The organism is Pseudohaemophilus parahaemolyticus (assembly GCF_938021905.1).
Lineage (GTDB): Bacteria > Pseudomonadota > Gammaproteobacteria > Enterobacterales > Pasteurellaceae > Haemophilus_A > Haemophilus_A parahaemolyticus_B.
In genome coordinates this window covers 44,227-60,636 of sequence record NZ_CALIFA010000049.1, presented here as the reverse complement: position 1 = coordinate 60,636, position 16,410 = coordinate 44,227, and the positions used below count along the sequence as shown (strand labels likewise).

The 16,410-nt window shown below is 42.8% G+C and carries 11 protein-coding genes and 1 pseudogene; 4 read left to right on the top strand and 8 right to left on the bottom strand.

Features of this window, described 5'->3' with window-relative positions; translation table 11 throughout:
* From fusA to xerD, 3 genes and pseudogenes are all read left to right on the top strand, one after another.
* A pseudogene (gene fusA, locus QMF79_RS04780) lies at nucleotides 1-570 on the top strand (elongation factor G); the annotation flags it as partial.
* Between the two features lie 64 nt (nucleotides 571-634).
* On the top strand, nucleotides 635-1,819 hold the full coding sequence (gene tuf, locus QMF79_RS04775; RefSeq protein ID WP_078177606.1) for an elongation factor Tu: 1,185 nt from the start codon (nucleotides 635-637) through the stop codon (nucleotides 1,817-1,819).
* Nucleotides 1,820-1,897: 78 nt separating this feature from the next.
* Entirely contained in the window at nucleotides 1,898-2,791 is an 894-nt protein-coding gene (gene xerD / locus QMF79_RS04770) for a site-specific tyrosine recombinase XerD (RefSeq protein ID WP_281772958.1), read from the top strand.
* Here the strand turns inward: xerD and tilS are convergent.
* The 5 genes from tilS to ydiJ all read right to left on the bottom strand — a co-directional run bounded on the left by tilS (nucleotide 2,776) and on the right by ydiJ (nucleotide 11,045).
* Nucleotides 2,776-4,041 (bottom strand): tRNA lysidine(34) synthetase TilS, encoded by a 1,266-nt coding sequence (gene tilS / locus QMF79_RS04765; RefSeq protein WP_281772957.1) that lies wholly within the window; start codon nucleotides 4,039-4,041, stop codon nucleotides 2,776-2,778. The two genes, xerD and tilS, sit on opposite strands and share 16 nt — an antisense overlap.
* A gap of 79 nt (nucleotides 4,042-4,120) precedes the next feature.
* Nucleotides 4,121-5,491, bottom strand: a complete 1,371-nt coding sequence (gene mnmE / locus QMF79_RS04760; RefSeq protein WP_281772956.1) for a tRNA uridine-5-carboxymethylaminomethyl(34) synthesis GTPase MnmE — start codon at nucleotides 5,489-5,491, stop codon at nucleotides 4,121-4,123.
* A 195-nt stretch (nucleotides 5,492-5,686) separates the two neighbouring features.
* The gene (gene yidC, locus QMF79_RS04755) at nucleotides 5,687-7,318 is read right to left on the bottom strand and encodes a membrane protein insertase YidC (RefSeq protein WP_111313273.1); all 1,632 of its coding nucleotides are present in this window, start codon (nucleotides 7,316-7,318) and stop codon (nucleotides 5,687-5,689) included.
* A 101-nt stretch (nucleotides 7,319-7,419) separates the two neighbouring features.
* Nucleotides 7,420-7,854, bottom strand: a complete 435-nt coding sequence (locus QMF79_RS04750) for a PaaI family thioesterase (protein ID WP_005709395.1) — start codon at nucleotides 7,852-7,854, stop codon at nucleotides 7,420-7,422.
* 98 nt (nucleotides 7,855-7,952) lie between these two features.
* The gene (gene ydiJ, locus QMF79_RS04745; protein ID WP_281772955.1) at nucleotides 7,953-11,045 is read right to left on the bottom strand and encodes a D-2-hydroxyglutarate dehydrogenase YdiJ; all 3,093 of its coding nucleotides are present in this window, start codon (nucleotides 11,043-11,045) and stop codon (nucleotides 7,953-7,955) included.
* Nucleotides 11,046-11,639: 594 nt separating this feature from the next.
* Between ydiJ and ompA the strand changes: the two genes are divergently transcribed.
* The gene (ompA, locus tag QMF79_RS04740; protein ID WP_281772954.1) at nucleotides 11,640-12,779 is read left to right on the top strand and encodes a porin OmpA; all 1,140 of its coding nucleotides are present in this window, start codon (nucleotides 11,640-11,642) and stop codon (nucleotides 12,777-12,779) included.
* 153 nt (nucleotides 12,780-12,932) lie between these two features.
* On the opposite strand, the gene accA is transcribed toward ompA, so the two are convergent.
* The 3 genes from accA to QMF79_RS04725 form a co-directional block, all read right to left on the bottom strand.
* Nucleotides 12,933-13,880 (bottom strand): acetyl-CoA carboxylase carboxyl transferase subunit alpha, encoded by a 948-nt coding sequence (gene accA, locus QMF79_RS04735; RefSeq protein WP_040218885.1) that lies wholly within the window; start codon nucleotides 13,878-13,880, stop codon nucleotides 12,933-12,935.
* Nucleotides 13,881-14,106: 226 nt separating this feature from the next.
* Nucleotides 14,107-15,528: a multicopper oxidase domain-containing protein gene (locus tag QMF79_RS04730; RefSeq protein WP_281772953.1), complete on the bottom strand. Its 1,422-nt coding sequence runs from the start codon at nucleotides 15,526-15,528 to the stop codon at nucleotides 14,107-14,109.
* Between the two features lie 44 nt (nucleotides 15,529-15,572).
* The gene (locus QMF79_RS04725) at nucleotides 15,573-16,292 is read right to left on the bottom strand and encodes a 1-acylglycerol-3-phosphate O-acyltransferase (RefSeq protein WP_119222402.1); all 720 of its coding nucleotides are present in this window, start codon (nucleotides 16,290-16,292) and stop codon (nucleotides 15,573-15,575) included.
* Between the last annotated feature and the right edge of the window lie 118 nt (nucleotides 16,293-16,410).

Genomic DNA, 16,410 nt, shown 5'->3' with positions numbered 1-16,410 from the left:
CAATATGGTCATGTTGTTATCGACTTGTACCCATTAGAGCCGGAAGGTCCAGGCTATGAATTTGTTAACGAAATCAAAGGTGGTGTAATCCCTGGTGAATACATCCCAGCAGTTGACAAAGGTATTCAAGAGCAACTTAAATCTGGTCCATTAGCAGGTTATCCAGTAGTTGATATCGGTGTTCGTTTACATTTCGGTTCATACCATGATGTGGACTCCTCTGAATTGGCGTTTAAACTTGCAGCATCTTTAGCATTTAAAGCAGCATTCGCAAAAGCAAACCCAGTTTTACTTGAGCCAATCATGAAAGTTGAAGTAGAAACCCCACCTGAGTATGTGGGTGACGTAATCGGTGACTTGAGCCGTCGTCGCGCGATGGTGAACGGTCAAGAAGCAAACGAATTCGTTGTTAAAATCGACGCTGAAGTGCCGCTTTCTGAAATGTTTGGTTATGCAACTGACTTACGTTCCCAAACTCAAGGTCGTGCTTCTTACTCAATGGAACCATTAAAATATGCTGAAGCACCGAAAAATGTAGCTGAAGCAGTTATTGAAGCTCGTAAAAAATAATTTTGTTTAACTAAGGCCACAAGCCATCTTGGTTTGTGGGCTTATATATTGAGGAAACTTAATCGTGTCTAAAGAAAAATTTGAACGTACAAAACCGCACGTTAACGTGGGTACAATCGGCCACGTTGACCATGGTAAAACAACTTTAACAGCTGCAATCACAACTGTATTAGCGAAACACTTCGGTGGTGCAGCTCGTGCATTCGACCAAATCGATAACGCGCCAGAAGAAAAAGCACGTGGTATCACTATCAACACTTCACACGTTGAGTACGATACAGCAACTCGTCACTACGCACACGTTGACTGTCCAGGACACGCGGACTACGTTAAAAACATGATCACTGGTGCGGCACAAATGGACGGTGCTATCTTAGTAGTAGCAGCAACAGATGGCCCTATGCCACAAACTCGTGAGCACATCTTATTAGGTCGCCAAGTAGGTGTTCCATACATCATCGTATTCTTAAACAAATGCGATATGGTTGACGATGAAGAATTATTAGAATTAGTTGAAATGGAAGTACGTGAACTTCTTTCACAATATGACTTCCCAGGTGATGACACGCCAGTAGTACGTGGTTCAGCGTTACAAGCGTTAAACGGCGTAGCAGAGTGGGAAGAAAAAATTCTTGAATTAGCAAACCACTTAGATACATACATCCCAGAGCCAGAGCGTGCGATTGATAAACCATTCTTATTACCAATCGAAGACGTATTCTCAATCTCAGGTCGTGGTACAGTAGTAACAGGTCGTGTTGAGCGTGGTATCATCAAAGCGGGTGAAGAAGTTGAAATCGTAGGTATCAAAGACACTACGAAAACAACAGTAACTGGCGTGGAAATGTTCCGTAAATTATTAGACGAAGGTCGTGCGGGTGAAAACGTTGGTGCATTATTACGTGGTACAAAACGTGAAGAAATCGAACGTGGTCAAGTATTAGCGAAACCAGGTACAATTACACCACACACAGACTTCGAATCAGAAGTGTACGTATTATCAAAAGAAGAAGGTGGTCGTCACACTCCATTCTTCAAAGGTTACCGTCCACAATTCTACTTCCGTACAACTGACGTAACTGGTACTATTGAATTACCAGAAGGCGTAGAAATGGTAATGCCAGGCGATAATATCAAAATGACAGTATCATTAATCCACCCAATTGCGATGGACGAAGGTTTACGTTTCGCGATTCGTGAAGGTGGTCGTACAGTAGGTGCGGGCGTTGTTGCTAAAATTATCAAATAATTGATGGTTTAGTCAAAGCTTCACACGAAAAGGCGTATCGAAAGGTACGCCTTTTTGTTATATTGACAAAATGATCCTATGAAACCCCTCGACAGCATTATTGAACAATTCCTCGATCAACTCTGGCAAGAATACGGGTTATCGCAAAATACAATAGAATCTTACCGCTTGGATCTTGCTCAATTTACCGATTGGCTTGATTCGCCTCGCGAATTTTTAACGGTAGATCATAGTAAACTCCAAGATTTCCTCGGTTTTCGTATTGACCAAGGTTATAAAGCGAGCAGTTCTCTGCGAATGCTGAGTTGCTTGCGTAAATTTTTCCGCTTTTTATATCTTGAGAATTACCGCAAGGATGATCCAACAGCGACATTAGAATCATTTCGTAAGCCAACTCGGCTGCCAAAATCATTAAATGAAGAACAAGTAATGGATTTGCTCAATGTGCCGAATACACTTGACCCGATTGAACTGCGAGACAAGGCGATGTTGGAGCTGCTTTACGCAACGGGGCTTCGCGTTACAGAATTGGTTTCACTGACTACGGAAAATATGAGCTTACGACAAGGCGTGGTACGGATTATCGGTAAAGGCGATAAAGAGCGATTAGTGCCGATGGGAGAAGAAGCCATTTATTGGATTCAAGAGTATTTCCAACAAGCTCGCCCGATTTTATTGAATCAGCAGCAATCAAATGTGGTGTTTCCAAGTAAACGTGGAACACAAATGACACGCCAAACTTTCTGGCATCGCATTAAGTATTACGCTCAATTGGCAGGCATTGAAAGCGAAAAACTTTCCCCGCACGTGCTTCGCCACGCATTTGCCACCCATCTGGTTAATCACGGTGCCGATCTTCGTGTGGTGCAGATGTTACTTGGACACAGTGATTTATCCACTACCCAAATTTATACCCACGTGGCAAAAGCTCGTTTGAAATCATTGCACGAAAAATATCATCCGCGGGGATAGAGTAAGCCTAATAGAATATTTTTGTTAAATACAAGAGGCACCCTATCTCTCAACCACACAGGAATCTGGTGCTTTTGCCAGATTTTTTTTATCTCTTCGTGATGGTTTTTGCCATATTCCCGCACTTTGCCTGAAAATCCTATTTGAATGGTTAGAGGTGAATTTTGGTGATCGAATGGAATCGGCAAGCGGTCAATTTTTCCTGTTTTTTGGTAAATCAGTTCATGACCAAGATGTTGAATTTCGCCTAATTGATAAGGCAGTGTAATGCATGCATTTTGTTTGATTTGTTGTAAAAAGGGAGTGATCTCGCTCAATTCTTCAGTAATAAAAAGCTTTTGTTGATAACGACGAATAATCCATTTTCCTAATTTTAATTGCGGATTTTTATCTTCTTGTGCCAAAACTACACGCTCCATGAGCTGCTGTAATTGGGCTGATGTTGGCATTAACAAGCCTGATTTTTCTAACCAAAGGCGAAGAAGAGCGGCTTGTTTTTCGTGTGAAAATTGGAGAAAGTCGTGAATGGCGAGCGTTTTCGCTTCAGTATCGATATAGCACGCTAAACTCTCGGCTAATAATTCATTCAGCAAACTTTGCTCGTTGGCTAAATGCAAGCAAGCTCTCGCCACATTGCGAGAAAATCCCGCCCATTGCTTTTCCATTTGAGGCAATAATGCATTTCGCAGGAAATTGCGGTCATAGGTATTCGATTGATTGCTCTCATCTTCTACCCAAGCCAATTGATGTGCCTTGGCATACGCCAAAATCTCTGCTTTGCTGATGTTTAATAGCGGTCGGAAAATCGCAAAGTTTTGCGAAAAACTGACCGCATGCATTGCGGAGAGTCCTTTCAAACCTGCACCGCGCTTGAGTGCAAGGAAAAAGGTTTCGGCTTGATCGTCCAAATGATGTGCGGTAACGACCACTTCATTTGGTTGCAACACTTCTCGAATGGCTTGATAGCGAGCTTCACGTGCAGAAGCCTCAATGCCTTTTTTCCCGCTTACCATTACTTTTTGCAAAATAAAGGGAATATTCCACCGCTTGCAAAGCTGTTCGCAGAAAGTTGCCCATTGATCGGCATTGGGACTTAAGCCGTGATGAATGTGAACCGCTCGAAGGTTTAAGTTCAGTGTGGAAAAAAGATGTAGCAAAACCACAGAATCCACCCCACCGCTGAGGGCGATGAGGAAGTTTTGTTGAGTGGGGAAGTGGTGGGTGAGTTGGGTTCGTAAATAAGAAAGCATATGAAAATGTAGGAGCAAATTATATTTGCCCTAATATACCAACAATTTGGGGCAAATGTAATTTGCCCCTACAATTGAATTACTTTCCGATACAAAACGAGCTAAAAATATTTCCAAGCAAATCATCTGAGGTAAATTGTCCTGTGATTTCGCTTAACGCGTTTTGCACCATACGTAACTCTTCTGCAAGCAATTCGCCTGCATGGAATTGGGTGAGTTGCACGTGTCCCATTTCCAGATGCTCTGCGGCAGACTCAAGTGCTTGCAAGTGACGGCGGCGGGCAAGGAAACCACCTTCGGTCGTGCTTTGGTAGCCCATTGATTTTTTCAGATGATCTCGTAATAAATCTACGCCTACTTTCGTTTGAGCAGATAGGCGAATCAGCGTAAAGCCATCTTTTTCTTCATGTTTTTCTTCCAAGCCCTCTGTTTCGCCTGATAAATCGACCTTATTACGAATGACGGTAATCGGCATATTTTGCGGTAATTTTGCTAAGAAATCCGCCCATTCGGTTTTGAAATCGTCTGCTTTTTGCTCAGTGCTATCGATCATCAATAAGACGTGATCGGCTTGCTCAATTTCGTTCCACGCACGTTGAATTCCGATGCGTTCCACTTCATCACTGGCATCACGTAAGCCCGCGGTATCAATGATGTGCAGAGGCATACCGTCGATGTGGATATGCTCACGCAACACATCACGGGTTGTGCCTGCAATGTTGGTCACGATAGCGGCTTCGCGTCCTGCTAAGGCATTGAGCAAGCTAGATTTCCCCGCATTTGGGCGACCTGCAATGACCACTTTCATCCCCTCTCGTAAAATCGCTCCTTGTTTTGCTTCTTGGCGAACTTGGCGGAGCTGTGAAATGATGTCGTTCAAATGCCCTTCAATTTTGCCGTCTGCAAGGAAGTCGATTTCTTCATCAGGGAAGTCGATTGCTGCTTCCACGTAGGTGCGGAGGTAAATTACGCTATCCACTAAGCGGTTGATTTTAGTTGAAAATTCGCCTTGTAGTGATTTCAATGCCGAGCGAGCAGCTTGTTCACTCGTGGCATCAATGAGATCGGCAATCGCTTCAGCTTGAGCAAGGTCGAGTTTGTCGTTTAAAAATGCTTGCTCAGAGAATTCGCCCGCACGGGCAATGCGTACGCCTTTGGTTTCTAAAATGCGTTTGAGCAGAATATCTAAAATGACTTGACCGCCGTGCCCTTGCAGTTCAAGCACGTCTTCGCCCGTGAAGGAGTTTGGGGCTTTGAAGAAGAGGGCGATGCCTTGGTCTAATACCGTGCCATCGCTATCCTTGAATGGCAAGTAATTTGCTAGGCGAGGTTTGAGTTCTTTGCCAAGCACTTCTTGAGCAACGGTGCTTGCAAGAGGCCCAGAGATGCGTAAAATGCCCACGCCCCCGCGACCAATTGGGGTGGCTTGGGCGACAATTGTTTCTTTCATTGTTGTTCCTTTGGTTGAAAGCGGTCGATTTGGTAAAAGGTTTTGCGAATTTGACCGCTTAGTCGTAGAAGAATGATATTCTAATAATTTACCTCTCTACCACAAGGGGCAAGAGAGGTATTACATTGCAGATGCCTGATTATATCAGCATTTCCCTCACAATAAAAAAGCACGCTTGTGCGTGCTTTTTATCAATTATTTTTTCTTACGTGAATGTAACCCTTTTTTCTCCAATTGGCGATAAATCCACCATTGTTGGAACAGGGTAATACAGTTCGAGGTTAGCCAGTAAAGTACTAAACCTGCTGGGAAGAACAGGAAGAATACTGTGAAGATCACTGGCATAAAGGTCATCACTTTTTGTTGCATTGGGTCTGCCACTGGTGTTGGTGACATTTTTTGCAACAAGAACATTGAAGCCCCCATTAAAATTGGGAAAATGTAGTATGGATCTTGTGCTGATAAGTCTTGAATCCAGCCAAAGAATGGTGCGTGGCGTAATTCCACTGCTTCCATAAATGTCCAATATAACGCAATGAAAATTGGCATCTGAATTAAGATCGGTAAGCAACCGCCCATTGGGTTTACTTTCTCTTCTTTGTAGAGCTTCATCATCTCTTGGCTCATACGTTGGCGATCATCCCCGAAACGCTCACGCATCTCTTGGATTTTCGGCTGTAACATACGCATTTTTGCCATTGAGGTGTATTGTGCTTTGGTTAATGGGTAAAGAATTGATTTCACCACGATGGTTACTAAGATAATCGCAATACCCCAGTTAGACACCGCTTTTTGGATAGTGGTTAATAACCAGAATAATGGCTTCGCAATGAACCACGCCCAGCCGTAATCTGCGGTTAAGTCTAAGTGGTTTGCGGTTTCAGCCATCTCTTTTTGATCTTTTGGACCCGTCCATAAATGAGTGTTGATGTTTGCTTCTGTATTCGGAGCAACGGCTGTTACTGCTCCACGATAGCCGATAGTAGCAAAACGTTTGTCATCAGATACGCGAGTGAATAAGGTCATCGCTTGGTCTTGAGCAGGAATCCACGCAGACACGAAATAGTGTTGCAATACTGCAATCCAACCTGTGTTGGTTTCAACAGATAAACCCGCTTTTTCCATATCTTGGAAGCTATATTTTTTATAGTTGGTCTCTGAAGAAGAGTATGCACCGCCCGTGTAAGTTGGCATCGTTAAGTTGCCAGAGTTTTCCACGATGGTGTGTTTTAACTGACCGTAAGGTTGTACTTCAATGGCTTCTGCTGTGCTGTTTTTAATGTTGAAATTCACATCAACATTGTAACTACCGCGTTTAAGCGTGAAAGTTTTGGTGTAAAGCACGCCATCTTTTTCAAAAGTTAAAGGCACGCTTACCGCATCTTGACCATCCGCTAATTTGAAGCTTTCCGCGGTTGTTTGGTATTGTGGACGACCAGAAACCGTATCGATTCCGTTTTTACCCACTAAGCCACTTTGAGCAACATAAACGCGGTTAGCGTTATCTTGTAATAATTCAAAAGGTGTATTTGAGTGAAGTTCTGCATTGTGTTTAAGCAAATCAGAGTCCACCACATCACCGCCAAGCGTATCAATGGTTAAGCGTAATACATCGCTTTCAACCGTGATGGTTTTACCTTTAACGCTTGCCACATCAGCGGGCTGTGAAGTGCTTGATGCAGGTACATCGTGAGATTGTTGTTGAGCTTGGATCTGAGCTTGTTTTTGTGCTTGAATTTCAGGGTTGAAATCTTGTTGCCATTGCGTAAACAATAGGAAAGACACTAATAACAATCCCATCACCAGTAAACTACGATTTGAATTCATAGGGAATTTCTCTTGTTTAATGAAAGTGAATGGATAAAAGAAGACCATTTTATAATAGGTTGCGGGTAGATCCAACTCACTTTTACTGCTTTTCTTGGATTTTATGCTGCTGGCTTATCTAAAACTTTAGTAGACAAGCGTGCCACCGCACACAGATTTCCTTCTTCATCTTTAGTTTCAATATTCCACACGTGCACTTCACGCCCTAATTTGAGTGGATAAGCTCGGGCAATCGCTTTTTTACCTGCTTTAACCGATTTTAAGTGGCTGATGTTCAATTCCATTCCAACAGCGATCTGATGTGGCTCACACACCAATAATGAGCCTGCATTTGCTACCGTTTCGGCAAGCGTAGCAGAAATGCCGCCGTGTAATACGCCGAATGGTTGCATCGTTTTTTCGTTCACGGTGAGTTCCGCTTCTAACCAATCCTCGCCAATTTGGGTGAATTGAATGCCTAAATGTCCAACAGCATTACCTTGGCAGAGTTGATTTAATTGTTCAGGGGTGGCGGTTTGTTTCCAGATGGTGGTCATGAGTTCCTCGGAGTTTATTGAAAAGTAGGGTGTATGGATTTGAAAAATCCATGCCAGCAAAACAAAGCGTGCGTGAACTGTGTTCACACACCCTACGATTAGATAATAGATAATAGAGCTTGTATTGGATGCTTAATCTGTTGATGCTCCATTCGTTTCACTTGCGAACGGCAAGAGTAGCCTGTCGCTAAGCATCGTTCAAGCGGTGCGTTTTTCAGTTTTTGTTGCCAAGATTGTTGGTAAATCGCTTTTGACATCTCCACGTGGGCGGTTTCGTGCCCGAATGTGCCTGCCATTCCGCAGCAGCCAACTTTCTCGCTTACCAACGTTTCGCCAAAATGGGCGAAGATCTGTTGCCACTCGTTGCTTGAGGTGGGAAGTTCGGTGGTTTCGGTGCAGTGGGCGAATAAATGCCACGGCAAACGGTCGGTTTCTTTTGCTTTTTTGCAATTGTCTAATACGCCTGCTTTGATTTGTTCAATCAACCATTCGTGGGCGAGTAGCACTTTGAAATCGCCACGTTCCGCTTTCAAAATATCGCGGTATTCATCGCGGTAAAGCAAGGTCAAGGCTGGGTCAATTGCCACCATTGGTAAGTCGAGTTTGGCGATGCGGTTTAAGAAATCCGCTTGATTTTTGGCAGTTTTGGCGAACTTGCTTAAAAAGCCTTTGATGTGTTGTGCCTTGCCCGTTGGTTTATATGGCAACACCACGGGTTTGAAGCCGAGTTTTTGAATAAAAGCAACAAAATCTGCCACCACTTTTGCATCGTAGAAGGTGGTAAATGGATCTTGCACTACGAGTATAGTTTGGCAATTTTCTGCGGAAAATTGACCGCCTGCCTGTTGGGCTTCAAGACTTTCAAGCGTTTCGCCTTGATAGCCAATTTCTACCAACTGCTTTTGCAAATTCGGGGCAGAAAGGGTAGGCAAATAGGTCATTCCAATTGTTTTATTGGCGACGATTTCTGCCAAATGGCTGGTGCTGAAGAAATTAAAAAATTTCGGGGCTTTTGCCATTAAAGGGGCGATAAACTCCAAGTTTGACACCACGTAATCTTTTGCAGGGCGAAGGTAGCGTTGGTGGTAAAGCTCATTAAATTGTGAGCGGAAAGTCGGCACATCAATTTTAATTGGACATTGGCTGGCACAGGCTTTACAAGCAAGGCAAGTATCCATCGCGGCTTTCACTTCGTGTGAGAAATCATATTCCTGCGTTTTCTTGAATGAATGGCGCACTTTCGCGACAAAATCGGTTAATTTCACTGCTTTTGAGCGTTTTTCGAAAATCAAGTCATCAGGATTGACTTGTTGGTCGGCAAGCAGTCGCAACCATTCGCGGATGAGCGTTGCTCGCCCTTTTGGTGAATAGAGGCGATTGCCTGAAATTTTCATCGACGGGCACATCGTGCTGTGCACGTCAAAATTAAAGCATAAGCCGTTGCCGTTACAATTCATCGCCCCTTTGAATTCCTGACGCACTGCAATTGGGATACGACGATCGAAATCGGCTCGCATTGCTTCGTCGATTTTGTAGAGCTCTGTGTCAGAACCTAATGGTGTGCAGATTTTGCCAGGGTTCAGACGATTTTGTGGATCGAACAGCTGCTTGATGTGGCGAAGTTCTTTCCACAGCGTTTCGCCAAAAAAGCGTTCGCCATAGTAAGAACGCATCCCTTTGCCATGTTCGCCCCAAATTAAGCCACCGTATTTGTAAGTGAGTTCCACCACTTGGTCGGAAATGGCTTTGAAGGTTTTGACCTGTTCTAAATCGCACAAATCTAAAGCAGGGCGAACGTGCAACACGCCTGCGTCCACGTGTCCGAACATACCGTAGGCAAGGTTGTGGCTGTCGAGCAACGCACGAAATTCGGTAATGTAATCGGCAAGATTTTCAGGCGGCACGGCGGTATCTTCCACAAAGGGAATCGGTTTTGCCCAGCCTTTTGCATTGCCAAGCAAGCCAACGGCTTTTTTCCGCATTGCGTAGATTTTTTCGATGCCGTCTAACTCTTTGCAAATTTGGTAGCCAATTAGACCGCTTGCACCTTGTGCGATTTTTTCATCAAGGCTGACACACAAGGCTTGCACTTGCGTTTCAATTTGTTCGAGATCGCTTGAGGCATACTCAACGATGTTAATGCCCAAAATTGGGTTGTTTGGTTCTTCGGTGATTAAATCCGACACCGAGTGCCAGATGATGTCTTGTTTTGCTAAGTTCAGCACTTTGGAATCGACCGTTTCGACCGATAAGGCTTTGGCTTTTAACATCATTGGGGCAGAGCGGAGTGCGGCATCGAACGAGTTGTATTTGATGTTAATCAGTGTACGATATTTCGGAATCGGAAGAAGATTAAGTTTCGCTTCACAAATAAAGGCAAGCGAGCCTTCTGAGCCTGTGAGAATACGGGTCAAATTGAATTCGCTTAAATCATTATTAAAGACATTTTTTAAGTCGTAGCCCGTAATAAAACGGTTCAATTGTGGCAACTCTTTGAGCACAGTCGGGCGAAGCGTGTGGCAGCGTTCAAAGACTTCGTTGTGTAATTTTTTGCCTAAACTAGAAAGTGGCAGTTGCTCAAGGTTTGCAGAAAAATTAGCTGTTTTAACCGCTTGCGTTTCGAGAATTTCGCCATTTACTAACACCGATTTGATTGCCAGAATATGGTCGGACGTTTTGCCATATTGCAACGAACCTTGCCCTGATGCATCGGTGTTGATCATCCCGCCTAGCGTAGCTCGGTTACTGGTAGAAAGTTCGGGCGAGAAAAATAAACCGTGCGGTTTGAGGAATTGATTAAGCTGATCTTTGACTACGCCTGCTTGCACACGAACCCAGCGTTCTTTTACATTCAGCTCTAAAATTTGGGTCATATGACGGGAGAGATCGACAATAATGTTGTTATTGAGCGACTGCCCATTTGTGCCTGTGCCACCGCCGCGGGGTGTGAATGTGAGGCTTTGATAGGCTTCTTTTTGGGCGACTTTGGTCAGAATCACCACATCGGTAACCGATTTCGGAAAAAGTACCGCTTGTGGCATGCGTTGATATACGCTGTTATCGGTTGCCATTGAAAGGCGGTCGGCATAGTTTGAGGCAATATCGCCTGAAAAATGTTGTTCAGTCAGCTCATTGAGATATTGTTGAACTAAAGGATTTTGGTCTGGAATGTTTGCAAGTCTAGGAATCATCGGTCGTTCCTTTTATAAAAATGAAATCGTTTGCATATTAGCAAGAAATGGGGGGAATGAAAATTGAGATATTTTTATAAAAGTGAAGTGTTTTTGTATATAAATAGTTTCAATTTCAAAGGGAATTTCCAGTTTATCCAACAAATAATACAAAAATCATTCACCTAATGTATTGAAATTGTATAAATTCAACCCTATTTTTATCACGCTTTCAATGTAATTGTCTTAGTAAACCTAAGCAAATAGAAAGTATTTTTACCTTTTTAATCTGCTTTCATTAGAAAAAAGATTGGTGAGATATACTTCAAATTGATTGCTAAGTAATCAATCAAGGTGATTTTGTACGCTATTTATACAGAAAATTATTGATTTTGATTGAACTTATTAAGATAATATCGCCTATTCTTGCCCATCTTCTCAAGGACAAGAATGAGTGAAGGCTATTTTTCTTTATGTTATAAAGTAAAAATATTCGGCATTTCACTTCTTTAGTCTTTCTATCAAAAGAAGATGAAAGGCGTGGTTAAGATTCAACATGTTTATTATGTTGGAAAATTTTATTACATGGAATGACAAATTATAGAGGGTCATAAAATGAAAAAATCATTAGTTGCATTAGCAGTATTAGCTGCATCAGCAGCAGCAACAGCAGCTCCACAAGCTAACACTTTCTATGCAGGTGCTAAAGCTGGTTGGGCAAACTTCCGTGATGGTTTCACACAATTCGAATCAAACCAACCAAATGCTAAATTTGCACACGGCAATGCTAGCGGTTACGGTATCAACAAAAACACTGTAACTTATGGTGTATTTGGTGGTTACCAAATCTTAAACCAAGATAACTTTGGTTTAGCAGCTGAATTAGGTTACGATTATTTTGGTCGTGCACGTGGTAATACAACATTCGCTGGTGACAACAACCAAGAGAAACGTGCTGCAAAACATGCAGCACACGGTGCTCACTTAAGCTTAAAACCAAGCTACGAAGTATTACCTAACTTAGACGTTTACGGTAAAGTAGGTGTTGCATTAATCCGTAACGACTACTATGTACAACAAAACGTACAACATGATTCACGTGTTAAAGCTCACAACTTAAAACCATCTTTAACTTTAGGTGCGGGTGTTGAGTACGCAATTCTTCCAGAATTAGCAGCACGTATCGAATACCAATACGTGAATAAAGTAGGTAACTTAGATAAAGCTATCTCTAAAACAACTAATAAAGCGTGGCAAAATACTCAATATAGCCCAGATTTACACTCAGTATCTGCAGGTTTAAGCTACCGTTTCGGTCAAGGTGCGACACCAGTTGCTCCAGCTGCTCCAGAAGTAGTATCTAAAAACTTCTCATTCAGCTCTGATGTTTTATTCGCATTCGGTAAAGCAAACTTAAAACCAGAAGCAGCACAAGCTTTAGATGCAGCTAACAACGAAATCAACGCTTTAGGTTTAGCTAACCCAGCAATCCAAGTAAACGGCCACGCGGACCGTATTGGTAAACAAGCAGCTAACTTAAAACTTTCACAACGTCGTGCAGAAACAGTAGCAAACTACTTAGTTTCTAAAGGTCAAAATGCAGCGAATGTAACTGCAGTAGGTTACGGTTCAGCTAACCCAGTAACTGGCAACACTTGTGATGCAGTTAAAGGTCGTAAAGCATTAATCGCTTGCTTAGCACCAGATCGTCGTGTTGAAGTTCAAGTACAAGGTTCAAAAGAAGTAACAATGTAATTTGTTAGTTTCTTAGAATAACGAGAAGCCCGCAGTAATGCGGGCTTTTTCATATCTATGAATACAAAATGGATATAGATGTTCTCGTTTTTAAATATGAAAAAGCGGTAAGATTCTTTCGAAAGCTTACCGCTTATCTTTGTTAATTCAATATTAGCAATAACCGTGGCTCATCAAACGTTGATAACGACGATGTAATAATGCTTCTTTATCCAGATTATCCAATTCGTGTAAATCGGTTAGAATGCGTTGTTTGAGGTTTTCTGCCATTTCTGCGTAATCACGATGAGCACCACCGAGGGGTTCTGTTACGATTTCATCGATCAGTTTCAACTCTTTTAAACGTTGTGCGGTTAAGCCCATTACTTCCGCAGCGGTTGAGGCTTTTTCGGCACTTTTCCAAAGAATTGAAGCACAACCCTCTGGTGAAATAACTGAGTAAGTAGAATATTGCAACATATTTACTTTATCGCCCACGCCAATGGCTAATGCACCACCTGAACCACCTTCACCGATAACAGTACAAATCACAGGTACTTTAAGCTGCGACATTTCACGCAAGTTGCGGGCAATCGCCTCTGCCTGGCCACGCTCTTCCGCACCGATACCTGGGTATGCTCCAGGGGTGTCGATAAAAGTAATGATTGGCAAGTTAAAACGCTCTGCCATTTCCATTAAACGTAATGCTTTGCGGTAGCCTTCTGGGGCTGGCATCCCGAAGTTACGCATCACTTTTTCTTTTGTGCTTCTGCCTTTTTGATGACCGATAACCATCACAGGACGACCATCCAAACGTGCAATCCCACCAACAATTGCTTTATCATCTGCAAAGGCACGATCGCCTGCAAGTTCATCAAATTCGGTGAAAATATGCTCAATATAATCTAAGGTATAAGGGCGATTTGGATGCCGAGCCATTTTAGAAGTCTGCCACGCATCTAAATTCGCAAAGGTTTTTTTGGTAAGCTCTTGTGCTTTTTTCTCTAAACGTTTGATTTCATCATCAAGATTGATTTTGTTGTCTTGCTCTGCCACTGCCTTTAGCGACTCAATTTTCGCCTCAAGTTCGGCAATCGGTAGTTCAAAATCTAAATATTCCATACGTTATCCTATTTGTTTATGTGTCGGACATTTTAAAAACGTGGTATTCGATGTAGAGGTTTATCCCCACTTAATGAAGAATCATTATGTGGGGCAGAGGTTATCCCTACGAAATAATACCTAAAAAATCGGCTTATTTTACCTGATAGACAGCAAATTGTGCTAAAAAGCGGTTATTTTTCCGCAATTTTTTGCAGATTTTCATACAGATCCGACCGCTTGTATTTTATGTTTCAACCGTAAATTGCCCCATTGCACCGCGATCCCGCAACATTAAATCAGACACGCCGAAGGCAAATGGCAGCTCATTGTTTGCTTCGTGTTCAAATTTCACTAACAAAGTTACTTCCTGATCTTTAGGTAGCCAAACGGTGTCTTTCCACGCTAAGTATTTGTTCTGTAAACGTTGGCGGTTGCGGGTTTCAATCACAAATTTTGCCCCCTGCAGCGTAAAACCAATATTGCTGTTACTGGTGAGATACCAACGCTCTACGCTCCCTTTTTTCACGCTAAAATCAATTCGTTTTGGGTCGAAACGTTGTTGGTTAATCAGATAATCCAGCGGGCGAAGGTTAAATTTTCGCTCATTGACAATGTTCATCTGGAAATCTTCCAACTTAAACGGCACGGTTTCTGGCATTTGCGTAAACACTGCGGCTAAGCCTTGTGGTTGCAAGGTTAAGATAACATTGTCTGTCAACTCATTGTCATCGCTAAACAGCAATTTTGCCTTATCCAACAAGCTACGTGGCTCGCCTGTAATCAGCGAGACAGGTGTATCTTCTTCCACTTTGACTAACACTTCCACTCGTTCGCTTGGGGCGAGCATTACCATCGGCTGGGCAATCGGCTTTTCAAACATCCCTAACCCAGTAGCAATCAATTGCAGTGGTTGCCCGTTGTCTAAACGTAACTCATATATGCGAGAGAGCGAGGCATTGACAATTCGTAAGCGAATCCAGCCCGCTTGTACTTTCAAATAAGGCGACTCTTGCCCATTCACAAACAGGCGTGAGCCAAAAAATTGCGGTTGGTTCGGGTCAATGACCTGCTTGCCCTCTTTGTTGATTTGCTGGTCTTGCAAAATTAGTGGAATATCGTTTACGCCATATTGATTCGGTAGATTGGTCTCTTTGCTTTCAGCATCTTCAATAATCCACAGACCCGCTAAGCCTCGATAGACTTGGAAAGCCGAGTTTAATAGCGTGTCGGCATGATACCAGCAAGTGCAAGCGGGTTGGTTTACGCTCACAATTGGCGACCAACTGGCTTTGGGCTCAAGCTTACGATGTGAAGAACCGAGCATCTCGCTGGGGGTAAGCAAGCCTTGAATATTCATTGAAATTGCTTGCGGGAGGTTGTTTAAGTAAGTGAGTTTCACAAAATCTTGCGATCGCACACGAACGGTTGGGGCGAGATATTGCCCATTTACGCCCCACACATCAACCAACTTCCCCGTATTAAATTGTATTTGAGCAGGTCGGAGATCAAGACGAATAGGGCGACCGCGACCGACATCAACAAGCGGTGGAATTTTCAATGCAGGTTGCGAGCTTGCCCACACGGGCATGGGCAGAGCAACCATTGCAGAAGCTAAGCCTGTGCGTTGTAGAAGCTGACGACGGGTTAAGTGAAGAGGTTTGTTCATTCGGTATATAAGGTATTTGTTATCGCAACAGTTGCAATTATAATTTATTTATCCAATTGCTCAATTTCTGCATCAAGCTCTGCAATTCTTTTCTGCATTACTTGATGGCAATGTTCGATGAGCTCTTTCAAATTATCGCGGTTGTAACTGCTAGTATCAATCGGTTCCAATTCTTCGCAAATCACCGTGCCATTGTCCCAACGGTTTAAATCTACTTTATTGTGAAGCGTTGAACAAACAATCGGGATAATCGGCACGCCCGCAGAAATAGCGGTGTGGAATGCTCCCGTTTTGAATGGCAATAAACCACGTCCACGGCTACGCGTGCCTTCAGGGAACATCCAAATCGAAATTTGACGTTTTTTAATAATCTCACCCACTTTCGCCATTGTGCTAATAGCACTGCTGCGTTTCTCTCGGTTGATGAAAATATTGCCCGTTGCCCAATAAACCAAGCCGAAAAATGGAATCCAAATCAGACTACGTTTACCGATGGTTACCGTTTTTTTAGGCGTCATCGAAGAGATGGTCACCATATCATAGTTATTCTGATGGTTTGCGATATAAATCGCTGGTTGGCGTTCGCCAGTATATGGGCGGCGAATTAACTTAATGCCAAGCAGTTTATGCATTTTGCTATACCAATAAGCAATTTCACCTACACAATCTGGATTGCGTAAACGGACTAACGCATAAAAAACACCAGCTACAGAGATAAGAATAGAGCAACATAGCACTAACAAAATTCGAATAAGTTTTAACATAAAATTTCCTCAAAAGTCAGGCAAAGAGTATAGCAAAAAATAGATGAGCAAAGGAAAAGAAAGCGGTGGTTTTTCAATTAGAATTTGCAAATTCTGAGAGAAAAACCACCGCTTATTT